General features: G+C 70.7%; 19 protein-coding genes. 4 read left to right on the top strand and 15 right to left on the bottom strand.

The window, feature by feature from the left end:
* Nucleotides 1-5 precede the first annotated feature (5 nt).
* Genes ASC76_RS04230 through ASC76_RS04215 form a run of 4 tightly spaced genes read right to left on the bottom strand, consistent with a single transcriptional unit; the run spans nucleotide 6 to nucleotide 4225 of the window.
* Entirely contained in the window at nucleotides 6-1610 is a 1605-nt protein-coding gene (locus ASC76_RS04230; RefSeq protein WP_056462788.1) for a GMC family oxidoreductase, read from the bottom strand.
* A 4-nt stretch (nucleotides 1611-1614) separates the two neighbouring features.
* Complete coding sequence (locus ASC76_RS04225) at nucleotides 1615-2613, bottom strand: ABC transporter substrate-binding protein (RefSeq protein ID WP_056462785.1); 999 nt, start codon at nucleotides 2611-2613, stop codon at nucleotides 1615-1617.
* Between the two features lie 26 nt (nucleotides 2614-2639).
* Nucleotides 2640-3461, bottom strand: coding sequence for an ABC transporter ATP-binding protein (locus ASC76_RS04220; protein WP_056462782.1), 822 nt, complete (start codon nucleotides 3459-3461; stop codon nucleotides 2640-2642).
* The gene (locus ASC76_RS04215; RefSeq protein ID WP_056462780.1) at nucleotides 3458-4225 is read right to left on the bottom strand and encodes an ABC transporter permease; all 768 of its coding nucleotides are present in this window, start codon (nucleotides 4223-4225) and stop codon (nucleotides 3458-3460) included. Before ASC76_RS04215 ends, ASC76_RS04220 begins: the two co-directional genes overlap by 4 nt.
* Before the next feature lie 128 nt (nucleotides 4226-4353).
* Between ASC76_RS04215 and ASC76_RS04210 the strand changes: the two genes are divergently transcribed.
* Nucleotides 4354-5082, top strand: a complete 729-nt coding sequence (locus ASC76_RS04210; protein ID WP_056462776.1) for a GntR family transcriptional regulator — start codon at nucleotides 4354-4356, stop codon at nucleotides 5080-5082.
* Nucleotides 5079-6227 carry a mandelate racemase/muconate lactonizing enzyme family protein gene (locus ASC76_RS04205; protein ID WP_056462773.1) on the top strand — a complete coding sequence of 383 codons (1149 nt, stop codon included), beginning with the start codon at nucleotides 5079-5081 and terminating at the stop codon, nucleotides 6225-6227. Before ASC76_RS04210 ends, ASC76_RS04205 begins: the two co-directional genes overlap by 4 nt.
* Before the next feature lie 27 nt (nucleotides 6228-6254).
* On the opposite strand, the gene ggt is transcribed toward ASC76_RS04205, so the two are convergent.
* The gene (ggt, locus tag ASC76_RS04200) at nucleotides 6255-8225 is read right to left on the bottom strand and encodes a gamma-glutamyltransferase (protein ID WP_056462769.1); all 1971 of its coding nucleotides are present in this window, start codon (nucleotides 8223-8225) and stop codon (nucleotides 6255-6257) included.
* A gap of 149 nt (nucleotides 8226-8374) precedes the next feature.
* Between ggt and ASC76_RS04195 the strand changes: the two genes are divergently transcribed.
* A complete protein-coding gene (locus tag ASC76_RS04195; RefSeq protein WP_056462766.1) occupies nucleotides 8375-10696 on the top strand; it encodes an NADP-dependent malic enzyme in 2322 nt (773 codons plus the stop codon).
* Between the two features lie 21 nt (nucleotides 10697-10717).
* Here ASC76_RS04195 and ASC76_RS04190 read toward each other — a convergent pair whose 3' ends face one another.
* The 10 genes from ASC76_RS04190 to ASC76_RS04145 all read right to left on the bottom strand — a co-directional run bounded on the left by ASC76_RS04190 (nucleotide 10718) and on the right by ASC76_RS04145 (nucleotide 22581).
* Nucleotides 10718-11731: a PrsW family intramembrane metalloprotease gene (locus tag ASC76_RS04190; protein WP_056462763.1), complete on the bottom strand. Its 1014-nt coding sequence runs from the start codon at nucleotides 11729-11731 to the stop codon at nucleotides 10718-10720.
* Between the two features lie 17 nt (nucleotides 11732-11748).
* Nucleotides 11749-14700, bottom strand: a complete 2952-nt coding sequence (locus tag ASC76_RS04185; protein WP_157615271.1) for a hypothetical protein — start codon at nucleotides 14698-14700, stop codon at nucleotides 11749-11751.
* Nucleotides 14701-14805: 105 nt separating this feature from the next.
* Nucleotides 14806-15633: a hypothetical protein gene (locus ASC76_RS04180; RefSeq protein WP_157615269.1), complete on the bottom strand. Its 828-nt coding sequence runs from the start codon at nucleotides 15631-15633 to the stop codon at nucleotides 14806-14808.
* Nucleotides 15634-15995: 362 nt separating this feature from the next.
* Complete coding sequence (locus tag ASC76_RS04175) at nucleotides 15996-16538, bottom strand: RNA polymerase sigma factor (RefSeq protein WP_056462754.1); 543 nt, start codon at nucleotides 16536-16538, stop codon at nucleotides 15996-15998.
* 49 nt (nucleotides 16539-16587) lie between these two features.
* On the bottom strand, nucleotides 16588-16881 hold the full coding sequence (locus tag ASC76_RS04170; protein ID WP_082548710.1) for an STAS domain-containing protein: 294 nt from the start codon (nucleotides 16879-16881) through the stop codon (nucleotides 16588-16590).
* 20 nt (nucleotides 16882-16901) lie between these two features.
* On the bottom strand, nucleotides 16902-17324 hold the full coding sequence (locus tag ASC76_RS04165) for an ATP-binding protein (protein WP_056462747.1): 423 nt from the start codon (nucleotides 17322-17324) through the stop codon (nucleotides 16902-16904).
* Nucleotides 17321-18589 (bottom strand): PP2C family protein-serine/threonine phosphatase, encoded by a 1269-nt coding sequence (locus ASC76_RS04160; RefSeq protein ID WP_056462744.1) that lies wholly within the window; start codon nucleotides 18587-18589, stop codon nucleotides 17321-17323. The genes ASC76_RS04165 and ASC76_RS04160 overlap by 4 nt, the downstream gene beginning before the upstream one ends.
* Before the next feature lie 35 nt (nucleotides 18590-18624).
* Complete coding sequence (locus ASC76_RS04155; RefSeq protein ID WP_056462742.1) at nucleotides 18625-19860, bottom strand: alpha/beta fold hydrolase; 1236 nt, start codon at nucleotides 19858-19860, stop codon at nucleotides 18625-18627.
* A gap of 10 nt (nucleotides 19861-19870) precedes the next feature.
* Nucleotides 19871-21271 (bottom strand): 3-carboxy-cis,cis-muconate cycloisomerase, encoded by a 1401-nt coding sequence (gene pcaB / locus ASC76_RS04150; protein ID WP_056462739.1) that lies wholly within the window; start codon nucleotides 21269-21271, stop codon nucleotides 19871-19873.
* Nucleotides 21268-22581, bottom strand: coding sequence for a hemolysin family protein (locus tag ASC76_RS04145; RefSeq protein ID WP_056462736.1), 1314 nt, complete (start codon nucleotides 22579-22581; stop codon nucleotides 21268-21270). The genes pcaB and ASC76_RS04145 overlap by 4 nt, the downstream gene beginning before the upstream one ends.
* A 95-nt stretch (nucleotides 22582-22676) precedes the next feature.
* On the opposite strand from ASC76_RS04145, the gene ASC76_RS04140 reads away from it, so the two are divergent.
* On the top strand, nucleotides 22677-23480 hold the full coding sequence (locus ASC76_RS04140; protein ID WP_056462733.1) for a symmetrical bis(5'-nucleosyl)-tetraphosphatase: 804 nt from the start codon (nucleotides 22677-22679) through the stop codon (nucleotides 23478-23480).
* The last annotated feature ends 2 nt before the right edge of the window (nucleotides 23481-23482 follow it).

Here is a 23482-nt window from a genome sequence, read left to right as displayed (position 1 = left end):
CCCGATCAGCGGCCGGCGCGCACCAGCGCCGCGCCCTTCTCGGCGATCATCACCGTCGCGGCATTCGTGTTGGTCGACACCATCGTCGGCATCACCGAGGCGTCGATCACGCGCAGCCGCGCGACGCCGCGCACCCGCAGCTGCGCATCGACCACCGAGCCCGCGTCGCCGCCCATCCGGCAGGTGCCCACCGGGTGGAACACCGTGCCGCCCTTCTCGCGCGCGAAGGTCTCCAGCTCGGCGTCGCTGCGCAGCGCGGTGCCCGGCAGGTACTCCTCGCCGGTCACCAGGTCGCGGAAGGCCGGCTGCGCGTAGATCTCGCGTAGGATCTTCAGGCCCGACACCAGCACCTTGATGTCGGCTGGCGCGGTCAGGTAGTTCGAGACGATGCGCGGCGCGGCGAACGGGTCGGTCGAGCGGATCTCGACGCTGCCACGCGAATCGGGCCGGCACTGCGTGGCCGAGGCCGAGAATCCCGAGAAGCGGTGCAGCGGGTCGCCCGGCTTGTCGACCGACAGCGGCATCACGTTGAACAGCACGTCCGGCCGGCCGCCCTGCGCGTGCTCGCTGCAGACCAGCCCTCCCACCTGGCCGGCGCCCACCGTCAGCGGCCCGCGCTGCTGCAGTGCCCACTGCAGCCCCATCTTCGCCAGCCCGAACGGGCTGCGCACCTGGTCGTTCAGCGACATGCGTTCGCGCAGCTTGACGATCACGCGCGCCTGGTAGTGGTCCTGCAGGTTCGCGCCGACCTCGGGTGCATCGACCTGGACCGGGATGTCCAGCGACTGCAGCAGCGCGGGCGGCCCGATGCCTGAGAGCTGCAGCAGCTGCGGCGACTGCAGCGCGCCAGCGGACAGGATCACCTCGGCATCGGCACGTGCGCTCGCGGCCTGCCCGTCGCGCACCCACTCGACGCCGACTGCGACGCCCTGCTCGATCAGCACCCGCGAGACCTGCACACCGGTCAGCACGGTCAGGTTGGGCCGCGCGCGCGCCGGCTGCAGGAACGCGGTGGCCGCATCGCAGCGCCAGTGGCCGCGCAAGGTGAGTTGGTAGGCACCGAGGCCGTCGTCGTCGGCGCCGTTGAAGTCGGCATTGCGCGGGTAACCCGCCTCCACGCCGGCCGCGAGCCACGCGGCGCAGTAAGGGTGGTCGTTGCGCAGATCGGCCACGTCGAGCTCGCCGGCGTCGCCGTGGTATTCGTTCGAGCCCTTCTCGTAGCGCTCGGAGCGCTTGAAGAACGGCAGCACCGCGCGGTAGTTCCAGCCCTCGGCGCCGCGCGCGGCCCAGTCGTCGAAATCCGCATGCTGGCCACGGATGTAGAGCAACCCGTTGATCGCGCTCGAGCCGCCGAGCACGCGGCCGCGCGGCCAGCGGATCGTGCGGTGGCCGGTCGCCGCCTGCGGCTCGACCTCGAACTGGCGCGAAACCCGCGGGTCGTAGATCGAGCGGAAATAGCCGACCGGCAGGCGCAGCCAGAACTGCCCGCCCTCGCCGCCCGCCTCGAGCAGCACCACGCGCACCGCAGGGTCCGCACTCAGGCGGTTCGCGAGCAGGCAGCCGGCCGAGCCCGCGCCGACGACGATGTAGTCGTACCCGCCGGCCGTCACCGAGCTACCCCTTGACCACCCCGAGGTACGGCTTGGTGTCGAAATACTGTCCGGCCTTGAGCGCGTTGGGAATGTTGCCGGTCTGCACGAAGAAGTCGGTCACCTGCTGCAGCCAGCCGGTCACGGTGCCGTCGGCGTACTTGGCGCGCCACTCGGCCGAGCTGTAGTAGCGCGAGGCCTTGGACTGCTCGCGGAAGTCGGCCAGCGGCACCTGCGGGTACTGCTTCTGCACCACCTCGGTCGCGGCGTCGAAGTTGCCGACGATGCGGTCGTTCGCCTCGACCCAGGCGGCGATCAGCTTGTTGATCGTTGCGCCGTTCTTCTCGTAGAAGTCGTTGCGCGCGGCCCAGCCGCCGACGATCGCCGCTTGCGGGAAGAACGCCGACGCGTCGACCAGCTTCACGGCACCGGGCAGCTTGTCCTTCACGGTCGAATCGAACGGCACCCACAGCGCGACCGCCGGCACCGCGCCCGAGATGAACGAGGTCACCGCCTCGGCCATGCGCTGGTTGACGATCTGCACGTCCTTGGCCGGGTCGAGCTTGGCCGAGCGCAGCGCGCGGTCGAGGAACACGTGCGCGGTGGTGCCGGTGGTCGTCGAGACCTGCTTGCCCTTCAGGTCGGCGAGCGTCTTGATGCCGGAGTCGCCACGCACCCACAGCTGCGCGGTCGCGTACTCGATGTTGTTGATCAGGAAGACCTTGCCCTGGCCGCGCGCCGGGAAGTTGGACACCACGGCGCCGGTCGACAGCACGTCGAGGCTGCCGCCGATCATGGCCTGGAACAGCTCGAGGCCGGTCGTGAACTGGATCAGTTCCAGCTCCAGGCCCTGCTTCGCGAAAGCGCCCATCTGCTGGCCGAGCCAGATGTGGCTGTCGACCGCGGGCGTGTGCAGGTAGCCGACCTTGAGCTTGGTCGCGCCCTGCGCATACAGCGGCGCGCCCAGTCCGGCGATCGTCGCGCCGGCTGCCGCCTGAATCAGGGTTCTGCGTTGGATCGTCATCGTCGTCTCCTTCGGTTGTTCGGGGGTCAATCGGACAGGCGCACGGCCTGCTTTGCCTGCGCCGCGTACTCTTCCATCACGAGCTCGCGGATCTGCGAGCGCAGCGCCGCGAAGCGTGGGTCTTCATGCACGGCTTCGGCGCGCGGGTAGCCGAACGGCACGTCGATCACGGTGCGGATGCGCGCCGGACGGGCGGTCACGACGACGATGCGCGAGGACAGGTAGATCGCCTCGTCGACCGAGTGCGTGATCAGCATCACCGTCTTGCCCTCGGCCTGCAGCACCTGCAGCAGCAGGTCCTGCATCGCCGTGCGGGTCTGCGCATCGAGTGCGCCGAACGGTTCGTCCATCAGCAGGAACTGCGGCTTGACCGCGTAGGCGCGTGCCAGCGCGAGGCGCTGGCGCATGCCGCCGGACAGGTGCTTCGGAAAGTGGTTCGCGAAGTCGCCCAGCCCCATCAGGCCCATGTAGCGCTCGGCGGTGGCGGCGCGCTCGGCGGCCGGCACGCGGTTGGCCGCGAGCTTGAGCCCGAACTCGATGTTCTGGCGCACCGTGAGCCACGGGAACACGCCGTATTCCTGGAAGATCACGCCGCGGTCCGGGCCCGGGCCGGCGACCGGCTGGCCGTCGAGCAGCACGCGGCCCGAGGTCGGCTGCACGAAGCCGCCGAGGATGTTCATCAGCGTCGTCTTGCCGCAGCCCGACGGGCCGATCACCGAGACGAACTCGCCCTGGCGGATGTCGCAGCTGACGCGGTCGAGCACGCGCATCGGGCCGTGCGCGGTCGGGAAGTCGACCGAGACGTCCTCGAAACGGATGCGCACCGGAGCGTCGGCCACGGCGCTCATGCGAGCCGGTCCTGCCAGGCCACGAGGCGCCGGCTCGCGACACGCAGCAGCAGGTCCATCGTCAGCGCGATGAACCCGATGCAGATGATGCCGACGTAGATGATGTCGAGCTGGAAGAACGACGACGCGTTCTGGATCAGCGCACCCAGCCCCTGCTGCGCGGCGATCAGTTCCGACGCCACCAGCGTGGCCCAGGCGACGCCGAGCGCGACCCGGATCGCGGTCAGGATGTGCGGCACCGTCAGCGGGATGATCACCTTCGCGAAGATCTCGGCGTCGCTCGCGCCGAGCGTGCGCGCGACGCGGATGAAGATCGGGCTGATCTGCGCGATGCCTTCGTACATCACGATCACGCCGGCGAAGAACGAGGCGTAGAACAGGATCACCGTCTTCGCGACCTCGCCGATGCCGAAGTAGACGATCACCAGCGGGATCAGCGCGATCGGCGGCAGCGCGCGGAAGAAGTTGATCACCGGATCGACGAAGCTGCGCAGGCCCTTGTACCAGCCGAGGCAGAACCCCACCGGCACCGCCAGCGCGACACCGAGCGCCACGCCGATCACGACCCGCCGGGTCGACATGAAGATGTCGATCGCCAGCCGGTCGCGCATCAGCTCCACGAACTTGGCCGCGACGTCGTGCGGCGCCGGCACCAGCGCCGGCGGCACCAGCCCGCTGGCGCGCACGCCGTACCAGGCCAGCACGATCAGCAGCCAGGGGGCGAGCAGCAGCAGGAGACGCAGGAGTCGGGTCGAGGGGCGCATGGTGGTTCGGTGGCGACGCACGAGGCGTGCGGCGCTTGCCGGGTGGCATCGTCTAATCGTACTATCGACCATACGTTAGGACAAACGAAGATCTCCTCGAAAGCTTCCTCGGTTTCCCGTAGTTCAAGATGAACGTCAGCTTCGCCACGAGCGGCCCGCCCCGCTACCGCCAGCTCGCCGACCTGCTGCGCCAGCGCATCGCGCGCGGCACCTGGCCGAGCGGGCACCGCCTGCCCTCCCTCGACGAACTGGTCGGCGAATTCGGCGTCGCGCGCGTCACGGTGCGCCAGTGCATCGACGTGCTGGCGCGCGAGGGCCTGGTCTCGCCGCAGCAGGGCCGCGGCACCTTCGTCACCGGCCGGCCGAAGGACGAGCGCTGGTTCAAGGTCTCGACCACGCTCGATGCGCTCGCCGAACTGACCCACGACACCGAGCCGCGGCTCGTCGCGATCGACGAATCGCCCCCCGCGCCGCCGCCGCTGCGGTCGGACGACGGCACGCCGGCGCCGAAGTACGTGTTCATGCGCCGCATCCATGCCCGCGCCGGCGAGCCCTACTGCGTGATCAACATCCACCTCGACCGGCGCATCTTCAAGCGCCAGGCCCGGCGCTTCCGCGCCGAGACGGTGATCCCGCTGCTGCTCGCGATGAAGGACGTGACGATCGCGCGGGCCCGCCAGGTGCTGACGATCGGCACCGCCGATCTCGAGCTCGCCGGCATGCTCGGCATCGCGATGAACGCGCCGGTCGCCGAAGTCCGGCGCGTGTTCACCGACTCCGATGGCACCGTGATCTACCTCGCCGAGGTGACCTACCGGGCCGATGCGATCCACGTCGAGATGGACCTGAAGCCATGACCGCGCTGCCGCGGCCGGCGCTGCGCATTGCGCGCGTCGAGGCCTTCGTGTTGCGCGCGCCGATCGCCACGCCGGTGCGCACCTCCTTCGGCACGATGCACGACCGACCGGCGCTGTTCGTGCGCGTCACCGATGCGGACGGTGCGCACGGCTGGGGCGAGGTCTGGTGCAACTTCCCGGCCTGTGGCGCGGAACACCGCAAGAACCTGATCGATACCGTGCTGGCGCCGCTGCTGGTCGCGTTGCCGCACATCGACGGGCCCGAAGCGGCCTTCGAGCACCTGAGCGCGCGCAGCGCCGTGCTCGCGATCCAGTCGGGAGAGCCCGGCCCGCTGGCGCAGGCGATCGCCGGCATCGACCTCGCGCTGTGGGATCTGGCCGCGCGGCGTGCCGGGCAGCCGCTGTGGCGCTACCTGGGCGGCACCGGCGACCGCGTCGACGTGTACGCGAGCGGCATCAACCCCGACGGCGCACACGAAACCGCCGCACGGATGCTGGCGAGCGGACACCGGGCGTTCAAGCTCAAGATCGGTTTCGGCAGCGACCGAGATCGCGCGAACCTGCGCGCGCTGCGCGCGACACTCGGCGATGGCCATCGCTTGATGGTCGATGCGAACCAGGCCTGGACGCTGGCCGAGGCGCTCGCGATGGCGCCGCATCTCGCGCCGTTCGCGCTCGGCTGGCTCGAGGAACCGCTGCGCGCCGACCGCCCGTGGACCGAGTGGCAGACGCTGCGCGACGCCTGCCCGGTGCCGTTGGCAGGCGGCGAGAACCTCGCCGGCGCAGCCCGGTTCGACGCCGCGCTCGCTGCCGAGGTATTCGCCGTCGTGCAACCCGACGCCGCCAAGTGGGGCGGCATCTCCGGCTGCTGGCCGGTGATCGCCGCAGTGCAGCGCGCCGGTCGCACCTACTGCCCGCACTACCTGGGCGGCGGCATCGGACTGCTCGCGTCGGCGCACCTGCTGTCCGCCGTCGGCGGTGCGGGCATGCTGGAGATCGATGCCAACCCGAACCCGCTGCGCAGCACGTTGAGCGGGCCGCTGGCGTCGATCGACGATGGCCGCGCCCGCCTCGGCGACGCGCCGGGCATCGGCCTCGTGCCCGATCTCGCGCACCTGCGCGACGCCTGCCGCGCCGCCGCCTGACGCCGGCGGCGCGGTCGGTTCATGCCGTCACGGCGTGAACGTGTCGCCGAGCACCAGCCCCTCGCGCCGCGGATCGGCACCGCCTTGCAGCGCGGGCGCGCCGCCCGATTGCACCCGCAGCACCGTGCCGATGCCGCTCGATTGCGCCGAGACCGAGACCGTGTGGCCCATCGCGCGCAGCCCGGTCACCAGCGGATCGGCCGCGCCGCTGTTCGCGGCCGAGACGTTCGGGTGCTCGCCGCCGACGTTCGTGGTCGGGCTGTTCGCCGCGCCGAAATCGATCATCGAGGTGGCCTGCTGCGCATCCAGCCCCCAGTCGAGCACGCCGACCAGCGTCTTGACGACGTACTGGATGATCGTGCTGCCGCCGGGCGAGCCGGTGCCCATCACGAAATCGCCCTTGGTGCCGTCGGCCGCGACGTTGAAGACCAGCGTCGGCGCCATCGAGCTGCGCGGGCGCTTGCCGGGCTGGACCCGGTTGGCGATCAGCGCACCGGTGCCGTCGGTCGGGGTGGCCGAGAAGTCGGTCAGCTGGTTGTTCAGGATGAACCCGTGGGTCATGTGGAACGAGCCGAAGCCGCTCTCGACCGTCGTCGTCATCACCAGCGCGTTGCCGTCCTTGTCGACGATCGTCATGTGGGTCGTGCCGCTTTCCGGCGTGCGGTCGACTCCGAGCGGCACCGGGCCGAGGTTGCCGGCCACCGCGGTGCCCATGCTGGTCGAGAAGCTGATCAGGTCGGCGCGGCTGCGCAGATAGGACTTGTTCAGCAGCGTGTCCGCGCTGCCGCCGGGCAGCGCCTGGAAGTCGGTGTCGGCGATGTACTTGTCGCGGTCGGCGTAGGCCAGCCGCTCCGATTCGCTCACCAGGTGCACGCCCATCACCTGCGGTTTGCCGCCCTCGAGGTCGAGCGCGGTCGGCTTGTACAGGCCGAGGTTGAAGTTCTCGAGCACGCCCAGCGCGGAGGCGACCGTGATGCCGCCCGACGACGGCGGCGGCATGCCGCAGACCCAGTACGCGCGGTAGGTGGTGCAGATCGGCTCGCGCTTCTTGGCCTGGTAGCCGGATAGATCGGCCAGCGTGAGCTTGCCCGGGGTGATCGCGCTGCCATCGGCGGCGCTGGTCGTGATCGCGGTCTTGTCGACGATGGCCTGCGCGATCGGGCCGGTGTAGAGCGCGTCGGCACCATTGTTCGCGATCGTGGTCAGCGTGTCGGCGTAGGCGGGGAGCTTCAGGATGGTGCCCAGCGGCTTGGCGGTCAGGTCGGCGTTCAGGTAGGTCGCGGTGGCGTCGGCGTCGCGCAGGAAGTTGGTGCGTGCGCCGGCGATCGCGTCGGCCATCCGGCCGCTGATCGCGAAGCCGTCGGTCGCGAGCTTGATGCCCGGCGCGAACAGGTCCTTCCACGGCAGCTTGCCATGATCCTTGTGCGCCAGGTCGAGCATGCGCACGGCACCGGGCACACCGATCGAGCGGCCGCTGGCGCGCGCGTTCGGCTTCGGCGTCGTCTGGTCGGTCGCGTCGTCGATCCAGCGCAGGTAGTTTTCCGTCGCAGTGGCCGGCGCGGTCTCGCGGCCATCGTAGGACTGCACGGTCTTGGCCTTGGCGTCGTAGTACAGCATGAAGGCCCCACCGCCGAGGCCGCTGGATTGCGGCTCGACCAGGCCGAGCACCATCTGCACCGCCACCGCTGCGTCGGCGGCCGTGCCGCCGCCCTTCAACACATCGCAGCCGGCCTTGCTGGCCAGCGGGTTGGCGGTGACGACCATGTAGCTCTTCGCGTGGACCGGCTTGTAGCCCGTGCGATAGCCCGATGACGGTTCGGGTGCGGCCGGGTCGCCCGGCAGACCGGAGCCGACGACGACGCTGCCCGTCGTGTTGGTCACGGCGCAGGCGGTGTCCACGGGATCGTCCCCGCCACCCCCGCAGCCGAGGAGCACGAGCGCCACACCTGCGGTGAGCAACAGGGTCGAGGCCTGCGGCACGAATCGTTTCATTTGCATGGTCCTTCTCCTTCGAATGCCGGGCCATTCTGGTCGCACGCCGGTGGGCCGCGATTCGGGCTTTCCAGCGGTTGCCATGCCCGGTGCGATGGAGCACCATGGCCGTTGTCATCCCCCTCACCGTCCCATTTGCATTGCGGAGCGCCGCCTTGAAAAAGAACACCACCGAACTCTCAACCGCCGAGAGCGCCCTGCGCGACGCCGCACTCGAGTACCACCGCACGCCCGTGCGCGGCAAGATCGCCGTGGTACCGACCAAGCCGCTGAGCAACCAGCGCGATCTGTCGCTCGCGTACTCGCCCGGCGTCGCCTATGCCTGCCTCGCGATCGAGGCCGATCCGTCGCTGGCGGCCGAATACACCTCGCGCGGCAACCTGGTCGGCGTGGTCACCAACGGCACCGCGGTGCTCGGCCTGGGCGACATCGGCCCGCTGGCCGGCAAGCCGGTGATGGAGGGCAAGGGCTGCCTGTTCCAGAAGTTCGCCGGCATCGACGTGTTCGACATCGAGCTCGCCGAGCGCGACCCGGACAAGCTGGTCGAGATCATCGCCGCGCTGGAGCCGACACTGGGCGGCGTGAACCTCGAGGACATCAAGGCGCCCGAGTGCTTCTACATCGAGAAGAAGCTGCGCGAGCGCATGAAGATCCCGGTGTTCCACGACGACCAGCACGGCACCGCGATCATCTCCGCCGCGGCGCTGCTGAACGGGCTGGAGCTGGTCAACAAGCAGATCGGCGAGGTCAAGGTCGCCGTCTCGGGCGCGGGCGCCGCGGCGATCGCGTGCCTCGATCTGATGGTCGAGCTGGGCGTCTCGCGCGCCAACATCTTCGTCTGCGATTCCAAGGGCGTGGTCCACGACCGCCGCGAGGACAAGCTCGACGCGTCGAAGCAGCGCTACGTGCAGAAGACCGCTGCGCGCACGCTGGCCGACGTGATGGACGGCGCCGACGTGCTGCTCGGCTGCTCGGCCGCCGGGGCGGTCACGCAGGACATGGTCAAGAGCATGGCGCGACAGCCGATCATCCTCGCGCTCGCCAACCCCGAGCCCGAGATCCGCCCCGAGCTCGCGAAGGCCGTGCGGCCCGACTGCATCATCGCGACCGGCCGCTCGGACTACCCGAACCAGGTCAACAACGTCCTGTGCTTCCCGTACATCTTCCGCGGCGCGCTCGACAGCGGCGCGACCTCGATCACCGAGGCGATGAAGGTCGCCTGCGTGCGCGAGATCGCCGACCTCGCGAAGGCCGAGATCAGCGCCGAGGTCGCCTCCGCCTACGCCGGCCGCGAGCTGCGCTTCGGCCCCGACTACCTGATCCCGACGCCGTTCGATTCGCGCCTGATCCTGCGCATCGCGCCGGCCGTGGCGAAGGCCGCCGAAGCCTCGGGCGTCGCGACCCGGCCGATCGCCGACATGGAGGCGTACCGCCAGTCGCTGACCCGCTTCGTCACCCACACCGGCATGTTCATGCGTCCGGTGTTCGGGGCCGCGAAGGCCGCGCCGAAGCGCATTGCCTACGCCGAAGGCGAGGACGAGCGCGTGCTGCGCGCGGTGCAGATCGCGCTCGACGAGAAGCTGGTCAAGCCGATCCTGATCGGCCGGCCGGCGGTGATCGCGGCGCGGGTCGAGCGCGCCGGGCTGCGGCTGCAGGCGGGGCGTGACTTCGAGGTCGTGAATCCGGAGGACGACGCCCGCTTCCGCCAGTACTGGGAGACGTACCACCGTCTGAACGCGCGCGACGGCGTCACGCCCGACATGGCCAAGGCCGCCGTGCGCCGCTCGAACACGACGATCGCCGCGCTGATGGTGCACCTGGGCGACGCCGACGGCATGCTGTGCGGGCTCGTCGGCCGCTACGAGAACCACCTGTCGCACATTGACGAGGTGATCGGCAAGCGCAAGAGCGCGCAGGTCTATGCGGCGCTGAACGCGCTGATGCTGCCGAAGCACACGCTGTTCATCACCGACGCCTACGTCAACGACGACCCGAGCGCCGAGCAGCTGGCCGATATCGCCGCGATGGCGGTCGAGGCGGTGCAGCATTTCGGCCTGCCGCCGCGGGTGGCGTTCCTGTCGCACTCGGCCTACGGCAGCAGCAAGCGGCCCTCGGCGCGCAAGATGCGCGCCGCCCGAGATCTGTTCGTCGCGCGCATGCCCGACGTGCCGGCCGACGGCGAGATGCACGGCGATCTGGCGCTCGACGAGACCATGCGCGAGGCGGCGATGCCGGATTCGACGCTGACCGGCAGCGCCAACGTGCTGGTGCTGCCGAACCTCGACGCCGCGAACATCCTTTACAACGTGCTGAAGATGACCGGCGGGCAAGGCGTGACGGTCGGGCCGATCCTGCTCGGCGTCGCCGCGCCGGCGCACATCCTGACGCCCGCCGCCACGGTGCGCCGTGTCGTCAACATGACGGCGCTCGCGGTCGCGCATGCCGGCGCGCGCGAGCGGCGCCACGAGAACGGCTGAACTGGGAACCGCCCGCCGGCGTCAGTCGGCGAGCGTGTAGATCTGCGACAGCGCCTTGCGGCGCATCGGCAGCAGCGGGTGCAGCGCCAGCATGCCGGTGCGGCCGATGCTGGCCTCGAGGTAGTGCAGCTCGTCGAACTTGGCGCGGGTCTCGTCGTCGAGCGTCGGCTCGAAGCCGTTCTCGCGCATCATCAGCACGCCCTTGGCGCGCAGCGCGAGTTCGGTGAACAGGCCCAGGTAGCACAGGAGGTCCGCGACCACCGGGCCACGGAAGTGGCTGCGCAGGTCGTGCAGGTAGCGCCCCGCCGGCGAGGCCGCCAGTTCGCCGGAGTGGATCAGCGCGAGGAGCTGCGTGTCGGCGTCGAAGCCGCGGCCCAGCCAGTCGCCCAGCGTGCGCTCGCCGCGGTGGAACGCGAACAGCAGCATCGGCGGCACCACGACCAGCACGGCCAGCGTCGCGACCTTCGGCGCCTCGGTCAGGTGGTTGAACGCAGCGTGCAGCAGCACCGCCACCGCGAAGCCGGGCAGTGCCGCCAGCAGGCCGCGCCGCTCGTCGCGCTCGGTGACGGCGAGGCCGATCATCGCGACGATCGCGGTCGCGCCGCCGTGCATGATCGCGGTGCCGAAACCGCGCACCACCCAGGTCGACCAGGTCGCGCCCTGCGCGTGCCACAGTACGTACAGGTTCTCGATCAGCGCGAAGCCGCAGCCGACCGCGAACCCGAGGATCGCCCCATCGACCAGGAAGCCGATGCGGTGACGCCGGATCAGCATCGCGATGACGACCGCCTTCAGCGCTTCCTCGATCACCGGCGCGATGTAGCGGCTGTAGGCGAGCTGTTCGATCGCGATGCGGCCGAGCGCCGCCTGGTTGACGAAGAACGCGAGCACCGCGGCCGCCATCCCGCCCGCCAGCACCACGACGACGAGGCCGGGGCGCACGAGCTGGTAGCTGTCGAGCCAGAACAGCGTGGTCAGGAAGCACAGCACCGGCAGCAGGCACAGCAGCGCGGCGATCATCGACGTGGACAGCATGGACCGGTGCGCGCTCCCTACATGATCTTGAGCGAGACCATCCACTCGTGCCCGGTGCGGCCACCGCGCTCCGAACCCACTGCGACGCCGGCCGACAGGATCATCTCGTACCAGTGCAGCACGCTGAAGCGCAGGTCGAGCTGCGTGCCGATGCTGGTGTAGCGCTTGCGCAGCGTGGCGCGGCCGGGGTCGGTCCAGAGCGCGCTGGCGAACACCGCGGGGCGCAGCCAGGTGGCGTGAAAGGCCGGCATGCCGGCCGACTCGAACACCAGCGGCGGCAGGTTCCACTCGACCATCTGGCGCACGAACGACAGGCCGGCGATCTCGTTGAGGCGGAAGCCGGGCATCGCGTCGTAGTCGCGGTAGCGCTTGACCTCGCCGTCGTCGATGCGGTTGTTGCCGAAGCCGCCGAAATAGAAGTTCGCGAGCGGGTTGCTGCGGTCTCCGCTGGCGGCGCCGAACGCCGTGCGCGACCAGACCGACGAGTGCCCCCACGGCAGCGCGTAGCCCGCGTCGACAGTGCCGCGCAGCTGCGGCGTGGTGCGGCGCTGCGCGAGGCTGGCCGACAGCACGCCGGTCGCGCGCACGCCCTTCTCGTCGTCGACGCCGCCGAGCGAGCGCCGAACGTCGGTGAAGTACAGGCCCGCCGACGCGGTCGTCAGCCGCGTGAAGCCGCTCGAGACGTTCTGGTAGTCCGGCAGCGTGTCGATCTTGTCGAAGTACGCGAGGTCGAGCTTCAGGTCGAGGCGGCGCGGCTCGTCGAAGACCAGCGGCTGGTCGTAGCCGAGCTTCACCGCCAGGCCCTTGCGGCTGCGCTTGGTCGGGCCGGAGAGATCGTAGAAGTCGGAGCGGTTCCACGACAGCGCGCCGCGCCAGCCGAGGTAGCGGGCGTCGATCTGCACGTGCGCGCGCTCGTCCTGTTTCAGCGCCGCATCCGGCGTGTAGGCGGCGGTGATGCCGACGTGCGCAAAACCGAGCAGGTCGTCGATGTTGGCGTGGTAGCCGACGCCGACCGCGTCCTTGTAGCCCTGCAGCACCGGGTAGGCGCTCTGCAGTTGCAGCTGCTGCAGCGGCGCATAGTGGCCGCGCCGCGTGACCAGCTTGTCGTCGTCGACCGTGCTCGGCGGCGGCACCTGCCAGCGTGTGACGACCGGGTGGCGCGTCGCCAGCTCGGCGCCGAGGAAGCGCACTGCGCTCACGTCCTCGAGCGGGCGCGGCGTGACCACGCTCGGCACGAAGCCCTGGCCGGTGAAGTTCAGCACCATCAGCCGGCCGTCGTCGGTCGGCACCGGGCGGAACAGGCCGGTCTCGGCATTCGTCACCGCGTCGGTCCTTCCGGTCGCGACCTCGTAGCGGAAGATGTTCGACGCCCCGGTGTAGTAGCTGCTGCCGTAGAGATAGCGACCGTCGCGCGAGAACACGAAGCCCTCGGGCGCGGCCTGGCCGAAGCGGAATTCGCTGACCTGCTCGAGCCGGCCTTCGAGCAGTGGCGCGAGCGTCCAGACCCGAACGAACTGGTCGCCGTGGACCTCGCTGACCGACGCCGAGACGCGCAGCCCGTCGGGCGACACGTCGAGGTCGGTCGGCACCACGCCGTAGGGGAAGGTGTGGAGCTGGTTCCACTCGGTGTACGGGTACGGGATGCGCACGATCGTCGCCAGGCCGTTCTGATGGCGCACGCCGAGCAGCGAACGGTCGGCGGCGTTGAACACCAGCTCGCCGATGCGCGCGTCCTTCAGCAGCGGCGTGGTCTTGCCGGTCACGACATCGAGCGCGACGAGGTCGCGGTACGCGAGGTTGTCGGTCGTGAAGAACGCGGTGCGGTGCGCCGGGTCGTAGGCGAAGGAAGTGACCGAGTACAACATCGCGCCCTTGATGTCGGCCAGGCGCCGCACCGTGCCGGTCTTCGTGTCGATCGCGCCGACGTGCTCGACCACCCCGGGGTAGCGGAACGCGCCGTACAACACGCCGCTCGCCTCGTCGAAGTAGGTGCGCGAGCTCGATCCGACCGCCACCGGCACCAGCGCCCGCAGCGGCGTGATCGGCTGCTTGCGCACCTCCACCAGGTTGCGACGCTGGAACTCGCGCTCGAACGTGACCCACTCGCGCCACGCGGTGTCCAGCGGCATCCCAAACACCTGCTGGAACTGGTCGGCGTAGTGGCGCAGGCTGCCCTCGTCGCGGCGCAGCCACTCGACCACCTTCTCGGGCGTGTGCGCGTAGGCGAGCCAGGTGATGAAGCGCGTGCCGTACAGGTAGGCGTTGGCGCCGACCTGGAAGTCGATCCGCACGCCGCGCGACTCGAGCCCGAGCGGGTCGTGGAACGGGGCGTCGTCGCGCACCATCGCGCGGAACACCATCTCGTCGTAGCCGCCCTGCGCGCGGCCGAGGCCGCCGCCCATCCAGGTCTCCATGAACACGGCCGCGCCTTCGAGCAGCCAGCGCGGCACGTTGAAGCGCGGCACGGTCAGGTAGCTGTAGAGCAGCGTCTCGGGATGCTTGGGCTGCGGCGGCACCTTGCCGAGCAGGAGGCCGCGCCAACGGCGGTCGGCGGCGGTGGCGATGTCGGTGGTCGCCAGGTGGACCAGCTCGTGGTTCATCAGCGAGTACATGCGTTCGCTGCTCGGGTTGGTCTCGAACGCGTTCGAGGCGGGCGAGACCTCGACCCGCAGCGTGTTGAACGGCATCGGCGTCGCGCCGGCGTTGCCGTAGTCCGAGAAGTCCTTCAGCATCACCGTGACCGGCTGCGACGGCACCCAGCCGAAGCGCTCGCGCTGCCAGCGCAGCGAGTTGGTGAAGGTCTGGATCGTGTGCGGCAGCAGGTAGTCGAGCGTCGGGGTCTGGTAGATCAACCGCAGGTCGGGCGTCTCGACCATCCCCAGCCCGAGCGGATTGCTGTCGTCGGCCGCGGCGGCGGCGGTTGCGCCGATCATCAGCGCGGCGAGAAGGACGATCGGGCCTGGGCGCAAACAACGACTCCTGGTGACGCCAGCCGCGAAGGATACCGATATTCGTTACCAAATGAAAACCGCCGGCACTCGGCCGGCGGTTTCGCCTCCCTGCGGATCGGTCGCTTATTGAGCGATGCGCTCCGCCGCCGAACGATCCATCCGCGCCCGTTCGAGCTGCGCCTTGCTGGCCTCGGCGCGCTGCAGCATCAGCGCGGCTTCGGCCTGGCTCGGCACACGCGACGCGTCGGTGCTCATCAGCACGCGGCTCGCCTCGACATTGGCCAACACCGCCTGCGCGACCGACGGGGTGCTCATCGCCATGCGGCTGGCCTCGACGCTCTGCAGGATCTGGCGGCTCGCATCCATCTTCTCGGCCATCGCGCGGGCCAGGTCGGTACGCTGCGCGACGCTGAGGTTGACGCGGGCGTCGGCGCTCTGGGTGCGCTCGGCCGCGGCCGTCAGCGCAGCGACCATCGCGGCTTCGCGAACGGCGGCGGTCGCGGTCTTGTCGGCGGCCACGGCTTCCAGCGCGATCCGGCTGGCGGCCACGTTCTCGAGCATCATCTTCGCGAGCGCCTGGTTCTCGACCGTCGCCCGCGCCGCCTCGATGTTGCCGAGCATCGTGCGGCTGGCGTCCGGGCTGCGCGCCAGCACCTGCGCCAGCATGCGGAAGCTCGCGTCCTGCGACAGCGACTGCATCTGCGGGTCCTTGATGGCCTTGTCGAAGCCGTCGTTCTGCATCAGCTGCGCGATCGTCTGGTCGCCGAGCTTGACCGGCTCGCTCGTCGCCTGCGGAGCGCGGTAGCGCTCGGCCGGCGCGATCGTGCCGGTGACGTCCTGGCTCTTCGGCGGGTAGTCGAACGCGATCAGCGCGACGCCGATCGCCAGCACCGCCACCGCGCCACCTGCCCACAGCCTGCGTTGGGAGCCCGTACGTGCTTGTTCGCTCATGTTCTCTCTCTCCTGATGCGGACCCGGCCGGTTGTGCGGACGGATGGTTGCTCGAAGCCAGGACCTCGCGCTGCGATGTTCTGGTGCCCTGTACCCAATTACGTCGTCACGATCAAAAAGTTGGTTCGCTTGGCGCGATGTCGAGAAATGCGGCGCGGCGGCCGCGGTGATCGAGGCGACCAGCCCTTCCGGCGGCGACGCCTGCGGCACCCGGTCGAGCGCTACGAACAGGCGCTGCCACTGCGCGAACTCGGCGCGCGCGGCTGCGTCCGCCGCGAGCCGCTGCTCCAGTTCGCGCTGCTCCTCAGGCGAGGCCGCGCCTTCCAGCACGGCCTGGATGCGTTCGACGAGTTCGTGGTGGGTCATGACAGGTCACCCAGCAGGCCACGCAGCCGGCGCCGCGCGTCGAACAGCCGTGACTTCACGGTCTTCTCGTCCAGGTCGAGGATCTCGGCGATCTGCTCGTAGCTGCAGTCGGAGAAGTGGCGCAGCGTCAGCACGACGCGGTCGTTGACCGACATGCTCATCACGCTGCGACGGATGCGGGCGTTCATCTGCATTTCGCTCAGCAGCGCCTCGGGGCCGTGCCCGTCGAGGTCGGGGAGGTCGATCTCGTCGTCGAGCGGCGCTTCGCGGCGACCACGGCGCAGCAGGTCGAGCGACTCGTTGACCGCGATGCGGTAGAGCCAGCTGAACAGCTTGTACTGCGGGTCATATCCGTCTCCTCGTTCGACGATGCGCAGGAACACCGTCTGGGTCACGTCGCTCGCGTCCTCGGCCCGGCGCAGGATCGCCAGCGCCGCGTTGTAGATCGGCCGCTGGTAGCGCACCACCAGCGCGGTGAACGCCTCGCGGTCGCCGGCACGGAAGCGCGCCAGCAGGGCCCGGTCGTCGTCGTCTTCCACAAGTACGGGCGGCGGCGCTGAAAGTTGGTGCTCGGAGTGAAACAGTCGGCTACGGCGCCGCCTCGATCTCGATGATCTGGTCGAAGCCGGAGTACACGAGGATGTCGCGCACATGCCGGCTCACGCCCCGCAGCCGCAACCGGCCGGCATTCGCCATCAGGCGCTTCTGGGTCTTGAGCAGCACGCCGAGTCCGGCGCTGGAGATGTAGTCGAGCCGGGTGCAATCCAGCACGACGGGCCCACTCAGGCGATCGAGGAAGGTCTGCGCCGCGGGCGCCTGCGCGGCATCGAGCCGGCCGACGACCGCCACTGTTCCATCTGCTTCCGATTCCAGGCTCAGCATCGTCCAGCTCCTGCTGCGTCTCAGGCCGTCCGCCGGTACGGCACCCGAAAGCCGATGCGGCTCTCGCGCGTCGCTTCGCGGTAGTCGTAGGTCAAGTCGTCGACCAGGCGGCGCACCAGGTGGAGCCCGAGGCCGCCGGGTGTCCGCTGCGCCAGCGGCAGCGTGGTGTCGACCTCGGGCGCCGCCGTGATGTCGAAAGGCTCGACGTCGATGTCGACGAGGCAAACGGTCACCGCCGCCTCGCCGCACTCGATCGCGATCTCGACCGGATGGGCGCCGTCGCGACTGTACTTGATGATGTTGGTGAACAGTTCCTCGATCGCGAAATCGATCGTGCGGCGCTGGTCGGGCTCGATCTCGCGGCCCTGCAACGCGGCGGCGGTGAACGCGGCGATCTCGTCGAGTGCATCGACGCGGCGGGCGAAGGTGCGTGACGCGGTCATGCGGCCGGCAGGCGCTTGACCAGCACCATCGTCACGTCGTCCTCCTGCGGCGCGCCGCGCGCGAAGCCGCGCACCGCGTCGAGCAGGCGTGCCGAGAGCGACGAGGTCGGCTCGCGGTGGTGCTCGCGCAGCACGGCCTCGACACGGTCCTCGCCGAACGCCTCGCCGTCCGGCGCGAAATACTCGAACACGCCGTCGCTCAGCAGCACCAGCATGTCACCGGGCGCCAGCTCCATCACGGCGGCCGGACGCCGCACCGGCAGCACCATGGCGCCGAGCGGCAGGCCGGTCGGACGATGCCGCACGCACGTGCCGGTGGCGGCCTGGAAATGCAGGATCGGCCCCTGCCCGCCGCTGAGGTAGCGCACCCGGTGGGCCGCCGGGTCGAGCAGGCCGACGAACGCGGTGATGAAACGGTCGTCGGGGAGCGTGGCCTCGAGCTGCTCGTTGACCTGGCCGAACGCGGTCTCCAGGTCGGCGCCGAGGCGGAAGGCCATGCGCAGCATCGCGTGCATGCGCGTGACCGACAGCGCCGGCGCGATGCCGTGGCCGGTGGCGTCGCCGAGCACGACCAGCAGGCCCTGCTCGAGCAGCGCCAGGTCGTAGGTGTCGCCGCCGGTCTGTGCGGCCGGCAGGAAGGTGCCGCACAGGTCGTAGCCGGGCACGAGCGGCATGGCCGCCGGCAGCGTGCTCATCTGCACCGCGCGGGCGAGTTCCAGCTCCTGGCGCATCTTCTCGCCCTCGAGCAGCGCCTCGGTCATGCGCACCCGGGCGAGCGCAACCGCGCATTGCGCGGCGAGCGCGTTCGCGAGCGTCTGGTCCGCGGCGTCGAACACCCCGCCTGTCTTGTTCAGCACCTGCATCACGCCGACCAGCCCGCCGTCGTGGCCGATCAGCGGCTGGGTCAGGCTGCAACGCGTGCGGAAGCCCGAGCGGCGGTCGACGCCGGGATCGAAACGCGGGTCGGCATAGCAATCGGGCACGTTGATCGCGACCCGGTCGCGCGCGCAGGCGCCGACCAGGCCGGTGCCCACCGGCACGCGCACGTGGCGGATGTCGTCGGCCACTTCGAGCACCAGCTCGTCGGTGGCGGCGTCGTGCAGCCAGACCGAGCTGCGCTCGGCATGCAGCACCTGGCGCGCCGCGGCGGTCACGGTCGCGAGCATCGTCAGCAGGTCGAACGGCGCGGCCAGCGCACGCGTCACGTCGAGGATCGCCTCGACATCCTGCGGCGACAGGCCGGCGACGGTGCTCGGGGTGTTCATCGGCGGCGTCCTGGACGGCAGCGACGCGGCCGGGGTCAGACGGCCAGGCGCTTCAGGAAGCCATCGAGCGTCGCGGTGAACGCCGCCGGCTGCTCGGCCACGCTGAGGTGCGAGGCCTGGTCGAACACGACCAGCTCGGCGCCCGGAATGCGCTCGGCCATCGCCTGCGACATCGCGACCGGCGCGCCGACGTCGAGCGCGCCCGCGATGACCAGCGTCGGGCAGCGCACCTCGCTCAGCCGCTCCAGCCAGTCGACCCGGCCCACCGCGTGGCAGGTGGCCACGTAACCGGCGGGATCGCTGCGCAGCACCTTCGCGCGGGCCGCGTCCACCGCGTCGGGCCGGGAGGCGCGGAAGTCGGCACTGAAATAGCGCTCCATCACCGAGTCGACGATAGCCGCCATGCCGCCCTGCTCCACCTTCTCGACGCGCTGGGCGAACACCGCCGCGGCCGCCGGCGGGTACTGCGAGGTCGTGTTCGCGAGCACCAGCGCCCGGATCAGTTCGGGGTGGCGCACTGCCAGCCCCTGCCCGACCATGCCGCCCATCGACAGCCCGACCCACACGACCGGGCCGCGGCCCCATTCGCGGATCAGCCGCGCCGCGTCGTCGACCAGCTGGTCCATCGTGTACGGCCCCGGCGGCACGGCCGAGCCGCCGTGGCCGCGGTGGTCGTAGCGCAGCACCGGGTGCCCCTGCGCGGCGAGGTGCGCGGCCAGGTCGTCCCACATGTGCAGGTCCAGGCCGAGCGCGTGGCTCAGCACGATCGGCGCGCCCTGGGCATCGGCCGCGCCCTGCACCGCCAGCGCGAGTTGCGGCTGGCTGAACGTGTGGTGCACCGCGACCCGCGCATTGGCCGACAGCGGCGCGGGCGGCGGCAGCAGGCCCTCGGCGCGCAGGATGTCCATCGTGATCTTGAACGCGGTGTTGGCCGCCGGCACGCCGCAATAGATCGCGCCCTGCATCAGCGTTTCCTTGATCAGCCCGAGCGGCACGCCGCCACGGATCGCGGCGCGGCAATGCAGCTCGAACTCCTCCCAGCGCGCCAGCCCCATCGTCATGCCGAGCACGAGCAGGCGGCGGGTCGGGTGATCGAGCCCCGGACGGCCCCAGATGTCGTGCCACGCGTAGCGGGTGATCAGGTGCTGGAACTCGGCGTTGAACTCGGTCGCGTTGTTCAGCGACTTGTCGACCCAGGCGTCGCCGAGCACCGCGCGGCGGTTCTTCACGCCGCGGTCGAAATCGTCCTGGCGTTCGTCGGTGGGGTTCATCGTGTGGACCTCATGTCGGGGTGTCGAAGGGCTGCGCGTCGAGCTGCGCCGCGGTGGCGCGCAGCGCAGCCCACTGCGGGGCGGCGGCGGCGCTCGCCTGGCGGGCCGCGGCGTCGACATCGAACGCAGCGGTCAGCGCGGCCGGGGTGAGCGTCGCCGCGAGCGCGGGGTCGGCGGCCACCGCCTGACGCACCTGCGCGAGCAGCGGCTGCGCGTCGGTCGCCGCGCGCGAGCGCGTGTCGAGCAGCGCCTGCGCGCGCGCCTTGCCGAGCTGCGGTGCGAGCAGCATCGCCGCGGCCTCGGCGAACACCAGCCCGTTCAGCGCCTCGATGTTGCGGCGCATGCGCGCGCCGTCGACCGTGAGGCCGGCAGCGGCCTCGGCCAGCGCGTCGAGCGCGCCGTGCGCCGAGAGGAACAGCCCCGGCCATTCGGCCAGCTCGGCCTGCCAGTCGCCGAGGCCGCGCTCGTGGGCCTGCGGCATCGCCGCCAGCAGCGCGGCGACGCGGTGCGGCGCGCGCAACGCCGCGGCCAGCGCGGTCATCGAGGCGACCGGATTGCGCTTGTGCGGCATCGCCGACGAGCCGCCGCGGCCGCCGCCCGACGGCTCGGCCATCTCGGCGATCTCGCCCTGCGCGAGCAGCGCGATGTCGGTCGCGATCTTGCCGAGCGAGCCGCACAGCAGACCGATCTCGCAACCGAGCGCGACCCATTCGTCGCGCTGCGTGTGCCAGGCGCCGGGCGGCGCGGCCAGGCCGAGCTCGCGCGCCATGCGCGCCGCGACGGCCGGACCGGCCGTGCCCATGACCGACAGGGTGCCCACCGCACCGCCGAGCTGCAACTGCAGCGCACGCGCCGCAACCGCGCGCAGGCGCTGCCGCGCACGGACCAGCGGCGCGACCCAGCCGACCAGCTTGAAGCCGACGCTGATCACGAGCGCCGGCTGCATCAGCGTGCGCCCGAGCATCGGCGTGTCGCCGTGGGCCTGCGCGACGCCGAGCAGCGCGCGGATCAGGTCGCCGAGCCGCGCGTCGATCAACCCGACGGCGCGGCGCGTGGCCAGCACCATCGCGGTGTCGATCACGTCCTGGCTGGTGCTGCCGCGATGCACCCACGCGCTGGCCGGTGCATCGGCCGCGGCGACCGCGGCCGTCAGCGCCTTGACCAGCGGGATCGCCAGCGACCCGGCGCGCGCGCCGGCCACGACCAGTGCATCGAGGTCGAAGCGCTCATGCCGGCACGCCGCGCCGATCGCGGGCGCGGCGCCGGCCGGGATCAGCCCTTCCGCCGCCTGCGCACGCGCGAGTGCGGCCTCGAAGTCGAGCATGCCCTGCACGATCGCGGCGGTGTCGAATACCTCGGCCATCGCGGCGGTCGACAGGAAGCGATCGAAGAGCGCGACCGCCGCGGTCATTCGTTGGCCCCGTCGCTGGCCGAACCAGCCGGCAGGCGGCTTGCCAGCACCTTGTCGACCCGCTTGCCGTCGAGGTCGACGACCTCGAAGCGCCACTGGTCCCATTCGACCGAGTCGGTCGTGTGCGGCAAGCGGCCGAGCAGCAGCATGATCATGCCGGCCAGCGTGTTGTAGCGACCGCGGTCCTCCTCGGGCAGCTCCTTCAGCTCGAGCCGGTCTTTCAGCTCGGGCACCGGGATCAGGCCGTCGAACAGCCAGCTGCCGTCCTCGCGCTGTACCGCCCAGGCGTCGTCGGCGGTCGGCGTGGCGAATTCGCCGGTGATCGCCTCCAGCACGTCGCGCACGGTGATCATGCCCTGCACCTCGCCGTACTCGTCGACGACGAACACCAGCTGCGCACTCGACGCGCGGAAGTGCTCGAGCAGCTCCATGCCCGACAGCGTCTCGGGCACGAACACCGACGGCTGCAACCCGTCGGCCAGCGCCATGGCCTGGCCCTTCATCACCTGCTGCAGCAGCGTCTGCGCGGAGATCACGCCGAGCACGTCGTCGAGGCCGCCGCGGCACACCGGGTAGCGCGAATGCTCCTCGTTGCCGATCAGGCCGAGCACCTCGTCGGTCGACGCGGCCACGTCGAGCCAGACGATCTCGGCGCGCGGGATCATCATCGAGCCGACCTGCCGGTCGTCGAGGCGGAACACGTTGCGCACCATCTGGTGCTCCTGCGCCTCGATGACGCCGGCGTCCAGGCCCTCCTCGAGGCTGGCGGCGATCTCCTCCTCGGTCACGCTGCGGCCCGGGCCGTCCTTGATGCCGAGCAGCTTCAGCGTGGTGTTCGTGCACACCGTCAGCAGCTTGACGAACGGCCGGCCGATCAGCGAGAGCCACTCCATCGGCCGCGAGACCAGCCGGGCGACCGACTCGGGGTGGGTCTGGCCGATGCGCTTGGGCACCAGCTCGCCGAAGATGATCGTGACGAAGGTGATCGTGACCACCACCATCGCGGTGGCACTGATCTCGGCCACTCGCTCCTGGATGCCGAAGTGATCGTGAAGCCAGTGCGAGAACGGCGCCGAGAACGCGGCGTCGCCGACGATGCCGTTCAGCACGCCGATCGACGTGATGCCGATCTGCACGACCGACAGGAACTTGGTGGGGTTCTCGTGCAGGTCCATCGCCGCCTGCGCTCCGGACTCGCCCGCCTCGATCATCACCTGCAGCCTGGCCTTGCGGCTCGCCGTCAGCGCCATCTCGGACATGGCGAACAGCGCGTTCAAAACGATCAGGCAGAACAGAAGGGCAACGTCCATGCGGGGCGCGCGGCAATGAGGGAGCAGGCAGGGTAGCAGAATCCGTTCGCGCGCCCGCCCGGGACCGGCCCCGCCCGCCGGGCTAGCATCGGGCGATGGACTACCTGATCGGCGATGTGCAAGGCTGCTGCGACGCGCTCGACCGCCTGCTGGCGACCATCGGCTTCTCGCCGTCGCGCGATCGGATCTATCTGCTCGGCGACCTGGTCAACCGCGGCCCGGCGTCGCTGGAGACGCTGCGGCGCCTGCGCGGCTTCGGCGACGCGGCCGTGTGTCTGCTGGGCAACCACGACCTGAACCTGCTCGCGGTCGCGCAGGGCGTGCGGCGGCCCCACCCGACCGACACGATTGCCGAGATCCTCGATGCGCCCGACCGCGACGCCTGGCTCGACTGGCTGCGGCAGCGCCGCATGGCAGTCAGCGCGCAAGGTTGGCTGATGGTCCACGCCGGCGTCGTGCCGCAATGGGACGCGGCGCAGACGCTGGCGCTGGCCGGCGAGGTCGAGGCGCTGCTGCGTGGCGACGGGCTGCGTGACTTCCTGCCGCAGATGTACGGCGACCAGCCGGTGCGCTGGAGCGACACGCTGGCCGGCGTCGAGCGCCTGCGCTTCGTGATCAACGTGCTGACGCGCACGCGCTTCGTCGCGGCCGACGGCACGCTCGATCTCGTCACCAAGGACGGTGCCGACGGCGCCCCGCCGGGCTTCTACCCCTGGTTCGAGGCGCCGGGCCGGCGCACCGCGGGCACGCCGATCGCGTGCGGTCACTGGGCCTCGCTCGGTCTGGTCGATCGCCCCGATCTGCTCGCCCTCGACACCGGCTGCGTTTGGGGCCGCCAGCTGTCGGCGGCGCGCATCGACGGCAGGCGGCGCGAGATCGTGCAGGTCGAGTGCGGCTGAAC

Source organism: Rhizobacter sp. Root404, from assembly GCF_001425865.1.
In the GTDB taxonomy this organism is placed as follows: Bacteria; Pseudomonadota; Gammaproteobacteria; order Burkholderiales; family Burkholderiaceae_C; genus LMDS01.
Note: the sequence above shows the minus strand (reverse complement) of the source record. Positions and strands in the feature narration are given on the sequence as shown.

Bases quoted from the DNA above. Each gene is read 5' to 3' on its own strand.
- ASC76_RS04160 (WP_056462744.1), bottom strand. From the start codon at position 18,589: ATGAACACCCCGAGCACCGTCGCCGGCCTGTCGCCGCAGGATGTCGAG.
- ASC76_RS04165 (WP_056462747.1), bottom strand. From the start codon at position 17,324: ATGACCGCGTCACGCACCTTCGCCCGCCGCGTCGATGCACTCGACGAG.
- ASC76_RS04140 (WP_056462733.1), top strand. From the start codon at position 22,677: ATGGACTACCTGATCGGCGATGTGCAAGGCTGCTGCGACGCGCTCGAC.
- ASC76_RS04190 (WP_056462763.1), bottom strand. From the start codon at position 11,731: ATGCTGTCCACGTCGATGATCGCCGCGCTGCTGTGCCTGCTGCCGGTG.
- ASC76_RS04145 (WP_056462736.1), bottom strand. From the start codon at position 22,581: ATGGACGTTGCCCTTCTGTTCTGCCTGATCGTTTTGAACGCGCTGTTC.
- ASC76_RS04205 (WP_056462773.1), top strand. From the start codon at position 5,079: ATGACCGCGCTGCCGCGGCCGGCGCTGCGCATTGCGCGCGTCGAGGCC.
- pcaB (WP_056462739.1), bottom strand. From the start codon at position 21,271: ATGACCGCGGCGGTCGCGCTCTTCGATCGCTTCCTGTCGACCGCCGCG.
- ASC76_RS04155 (WP_056462742.1), bottom strand. From the start codon at position 19,860: ATGAACCCCACCGACGAACGCCAGGACGATTTCGACCGCGGCGTGAAG.
- ASC76_RS04220 (WP_056462782.1), bottom strand. From the start codon at position 3,461: ATGAGCGCCGTGGCCGACGCTCCGGTGCGCATCCGTTTCGAGGACGTC.
- ggt (WP_056462769.1), bottom strand. From the start codon at position 8,225: ATGCAAATGAAACGATTCGTGCCGCAGGCCTCGACCCTGTTGCTCACC.
- ASC76_RS04180 (WP_157615269.1), bottom strand. From the start codon at position 15,633: ATGAGCGAACAAGCACGTACGGGCTCCCAACGCAGGCTGTGGGCAGGT.
- ASC76_RS04210 (WP_056462776.1), top strand. From the start codon at position 4,354: ATGAACGTCAGCTTCGCCACGAGCGGCCCGCCCCGCTACCGCCAGCTC.
- ASC76_RS04215 (WP_056462780.1), bottom strand. From the start codon at position 4,225: ATGCGCCCCTCGACCCGACTCCTGCGTCTCCTGCTGCTGCTCGCCCCC.
- ASC76_RS04170 (WP_082548710.1), bottom strand. From the start codon at position 16,881: ATGCTGAGCCTGGAATCGGAAGCAGATGGAACAGTGGCGGTCGTCGGC.
- ASC76_RS04225 (WP_056462785.1), bottom strand. From the start codon at position 2,613: ATGACGATCCAACGCAGAACCCTGATTCAGGCGGCAGCCGGCGCGACG.